At 73.9% G+C, this 4247-nt stretch carries 4 protein-coding genes; 2 read left to right on the top strand and 2 right to left on the bottom strand.

Going from position 1 to position 4247, the window contains the following annotated elements; genetic code table 11:
* Positions 1 to 25: 25 nt before the first annotated feature.
* Entirely contained in the window at positions 26 to 748 is a 723-nt protein-coding gene (locus tag HUW36_RS27005; protein ID WP_174530717.1) for a type 1 glutamine amidotransferase, read from the bottom strand.
* Positions 738 to 1985 (bottom strand): MurT ligase domain-containing protein, encoded by a 1248-nt coding sequence (locus HUW36_RS27010; RefSeq protein WP_174530720.1) that lies wholly within the window; start codon positions 1983 to 1985, stop codon positions 738 to 740. Before HUW36_RS27010 ends, HUW36_RS27005 begins: the two co-directional genes overlap by 11 nt.
* A gap of 356 nt (positions 1986 to 2341) precedes the next feature.
* Here HUW36_RS27010 and mraZ point away from each other — a divergent pair, with 356 nt between their 5' ends.
* Complete coding sequence (gene mraZ, locus HUW36_RS27015; protein ID WP_174530718.1) at positions 2342 to 2773, top strand: division/cell wall cluster transcriptional repressor MraZ; 432 nt, start codon at positions 2342 to 2344, stop codon at positions 2771 to 2773.
* A gap of 204 nt (positions 2774 to 2977) precedes the next feature.
* Complete coding sequence (rsmH, locus tag HUW36_RS27020; RefSeq protein WP_174530719.1) at positions 2978 to 4087, top strand: 16S rRNA (cytosine(1402)-N(4))-methyltransferase RsmH; 1110 nt, start codon at positions 2978 to 2980, stop codon at positions 4085 to 4087.
* Positions 4088 to 4247 lie beyond the last annotated feature (160 nt).

The following is a 4247-nucleotide window of genomic DNA, read 5'->3' on the forward strand; positions in this document are numbered from 1 at the left end:
CGCCGCCCCGGCCGGGCGGCGCCGGTCATGCCCGGGCGGCGGCGGCCACCGCGGTGCGACGCTCGGTCCGGAGCCGGTCGGCCCACGTGTCGTCGAGCGGGGGGAGTTGGTGGATGCCGGTCGCCCAGCGCAGCAGCAGGTCGGCCAGGTCGGGGTTGCGGGCCAGCGCCGGACCGTGCGAGTAGGTGCCGAGCAGCTTGCCCCGCCAGGCGCCCTCGGTGGTGCCGTCGTTGCCGATCCCGGCCGTGACCCGGGCCAGCGGCGACACACCCGGGCCGAGGTGGGTGCGGCCGCCGTGGTTCTCGAACCCGGACAGGTGCGGGATGCCCAGCCGCGGGTCGACCTCGCCGGCCAGCTCGCCGACGGCCCGGGTGGGCCCGCGGTCGGAGGAGAGGTCGAGCAGCTCCAGGCCGGCGCACCTGGTGCCCTTGGCGAAGAAGGAGGTGCCGAGGAGCTGGTAGCCGGCGCAGACCCCGAACACCACCGAGCCCTGGGCCACCGCCCGGTGCAGGCCGCCGTCGGCGATCAGGCGCTGGGCACCCAGCGCCTGCGGGCCGTCCTCGCCGCCGCCGATCAGGTAGATGTCGGCGGTGGCGGGCAGCCGCTGGTCGGAGCGGACCTCCAGCACCTCGACCGGCATGCCGCGCAGCTGGGCCCGGCGGGCCAGGATCAGCGCGTTGCCCCGGTCGCCGTAGGTCGACAGCAGGTCGGGATAGATCCAGACGATGCGCAGGCTCTCAGTTGACACGGTCCAGCTCCGCTCGGATGTCCTGGAAGGCGGTGTAGTTGGCGATGACCTCCAGCCGGCCCGGCGGCACCGCGCGGACCGCCTCGTCGAACGTCCGCACGTGCCGGAACGGCACGCCGTTGACGTCCAGCCGCACGGCCAGGTCGTACGCCCGGTCACCGGTGATGAGCACCTGGCGGCCGGCCAGCGGCGAGAAGTCGACGTCGAAGAGCCACGACGTGTCCAGCCCGTCGGGGTCACGCGCGTTGATGGAGAGCAGTGTCGGCGCGACGTCGGCCATGTCGAACGCCTCCAGCCAGCTCGCCGGGTTCTTGGCCAGCAGCAGTCGGATGTTGCGCCCGTCCCGGTCGACCTGGGCGTAGCGGCCGGCCACCGAGGTGACCGTGCCGAGCCGGGAGACCGCGTCCACCGGGCGTACGCCGAACTCGGCGGCGACCGCCAGCGCGGTGGCCGCGTTGCCGAGGTTGACCTTGCCGGGGAGCTGGAGCTGGATCTTGTGCCAGGCGCCGGTGGGGTCGAGCACGCCGTCGTCCTCGACGGTCCACTGCGGCTCCGGGCGGCGCAGCGGACAGCCGGTGCACCACCACTGCTCGCCGGAGCGCTGGATGGTGGAGCCGCACTCCGGGCAGACCCACGAGTCGTCGTGCCACCGCTGGCCGGCGCTGAACCAGGTGACGTGCGGCGGCACGTGCCCCTGGGCCGGGTCGGCCGGCGGGCAGGCGGCCCAGACCACCATCGGGTCGTCGGCGTTGGCGACCACCCGCACGTCGGGGTGCCGGACCAGGGCGGCGCGCCAGAGCTGCGCCATCATGGCGACCTCCTTGGCGCGGTCGAGCTGGTCGCGGGAGAGGTTGAGCAGCGCCACCACGTGCGGATCGGTGGCCTCCAGCACCTGGGCGAGGTAGTGCTCGTCCACCTCCAGCACCGCGTAGGGCGTGCTGCCCGCCTTGGCCAGCGCCGAGGTGTGGCCGGTGGGCATGTTGGCGCCGAACGAGTTGGTGGCGACCCGGCCCAGCACCCCGACGGCGGCGGTGGTGAGCCGGGTGGTGGTGGTCTTGCCGTTGGTGCCGGACACGAGCGCGATGGCGCGCCCGGTGGAGAGGTGGGCGAGCAGGTCCGGGTCGATCTTGAGGCCGATCCAGCCGCCGATCACCGAGCCGTCACCGCGGCCCGCGGCCCGCGACAGCGCCGCGGCGGTGCGCGACACGGAGCTGGCCACCTTTGCCCGCAAGGGCATCTTCGCGTCCGTCACCCGAGCGAGGTTACCGGACCTCGGCCCCCGCCAGATCGCCGCCGACGCTGAACCGTTCGGCCGGGGACCGCACGGCGGACGGCCGGGCCGCGTTCGCCCGGACGGCGGCGGTCGATGTCGGGTAGCGGACCGCGCCGAGGGGGCCGGCACCCCCTCCACTCCGCCCCACCCGCATTGACGTGCGGTTTTGCGCGCGGACACGCCACGCCGGACGGGCGATTCTGGTTGCAGGTGGAGGGAAGTGGAGTAGAGTGGGGCGCGATGGTGAGGCCGGGAGGGCCACACCGGCCCGGGGGGTCAGCGGCGCCGCGAACGCCGCTCAGGGCGAGGGGGTTGGGCCGATGTTCCTCGGCACCCACACTCCGCGCCTGGACGACAAAGGCCGGTTGATCCTGCCGGCGAAGTTCCGGGACGAGCTGGCGGGGGGTGTCGTGATCACCAAAGGGCAGGAGCGCTGCCTCTACGTCTTCCCGATGCCCGAGTTCCAGCGGATCGCGGACCAGTTGCGCGCGCAGCCGATGACGAGCAAGGCGGCCCGGGCCTACAGCCGGGTCTTCTTCGCCAGCGCGCACGACGAGGTACCGGACAAGCAGGGGCGGGTCACCGTTCCCGGCCACCTGCGGTCCTACGCGGCCCTCGACCGGGACCTGGTCGTGATCGGGGCGAGCACCCGGGTGGAGATCTGGGACAGGGCGGCCTGGGAGGCCTACCTCGCGGAGAGCGAAGACGACTTCGCCGACATCGAGGAGGGGGTGCTGCCCGGCGGTCTGTAGGGCGTGACGGCGCCCGACGTACTGCGAGATCTCCAGCCGCTTTCGAGTTCCTGGCACCCCTTCCCCGGTGCCAGGCGCACGATCCGACACGGAGGGCCGCGGCCTCCGGCGGGCGGGAGCGGATGGGGATCTGGCGGTATGGCGAGGCGTCGTGGCGACGACGGACACGTGGACGGAAACGGTTTTCGAGCGGTGGGGGTCGAGATGGGGGAGCTACGCGGCACGCACGTGCCGGTGCTGCTCGAGCGGTGTCTCGAGCTGTTGGCCCCCGCGCTGGGCCGACCCGGCCGGACCGTGCACGTCGACGCCACGCTCGGCCTGGCCGGGCACGCCGAGGCGGTGCTCACGGCGCACCCGGAGACGGTGCTGATCGGCCTGGACCGGGACACCGAGGCGCTCGCCCACGCGCGCGTCCGCCTGGCCCGGTTCGCCGACCGGATCCACCTGGAGCACGCCGTCTACGACGAGCTGCCCGAGGTGCTCGACCGGCTCGGCTACCCGGCGATCGACGGGGTGCTGTTCGACCTCGGCGTCTCGTCGCTGCAACTGGACGCGCCCGACCGCGGGTTCGCGTACGCGCAGGACGCACCGCTGGACATGCGGATGGACCAGACCCGGGGGGTGACCGCCGAGGAGGTGGTCAACACCTACTCCCACCCGGATCTGGCCCGGCTGCTGCGGGTGTACGGCGAGGAGAAGTTCGCCGGGCGGATCGCCTCGGCGATCATCCGGGAGCGCGAGCGGTCCCGGATCACGTCGTCGGCCCGCCTGGCCGAGCTGGTCCGGGAGAGCATTCCCGCCCCGGCCCGACGAACGGGCGGACACCCGGCAAAGAGAACGTTTCAGGCTTTACGGATCGAGGTAAACAGAGAACTGGCAGCGCTGGAGACGGCGCTGCCGGCCGCTCTGGACAAGCTCACCGTGGGCGGCCGCATGGTGGTCCTGTCCTACCACTCGCTGGAGGACCGGCTCACCAAGCAGGCGCTCGCCGACCGGGTCCGCAGCAAGGGCCCGGTCGACCTCCCGGTCGAACTGCCCGGGTCGGGCCCGACGTTCCGGCTGCTGAGCCGGGGCGCCGAGCTTCCCGGGGAGGACGAGGTGGCCGCGAACCCGCGGGCCGCCTCGGTGCGGCTGCGGGCCGCGGAACGGCTCGACCCGGAGGCGACCCGGCAGGGGCGTACCGACCGCGAACGGTACCGCCGCCGGGTGAAGGCGATGCACCAACCGGGGACGGGGTCACCGGGGTCCGCAACGGACCCGCGGTCGGCCCCGGGGGACGGGAACGGGACGGACGAAGAGGGGGAGGGGACATGAACGTCGAGAAGCGCGACGGCCGGGGCGCCGTCGGGCAGCGCGCACCGCGGTCGGGGGGCCGGACCACGGCGCAGCGCACCACGCGGGACACGACGGCGGTGACCGACCGCCGGGAGGGGACTCGCGCCCGGGGGGCGCGCGAGTTCCCGACCCAGGGCAG

Origin of the sequence: Micromonospora maritima, from assembly GCF_902825405.1 — a bacterium.
Lineage (GTDB): Bacteria > Actinomycetota > Actinomycetes > Mycobacteriales > Micromonosporaceae > Micromonospora > Micromonospora maritima.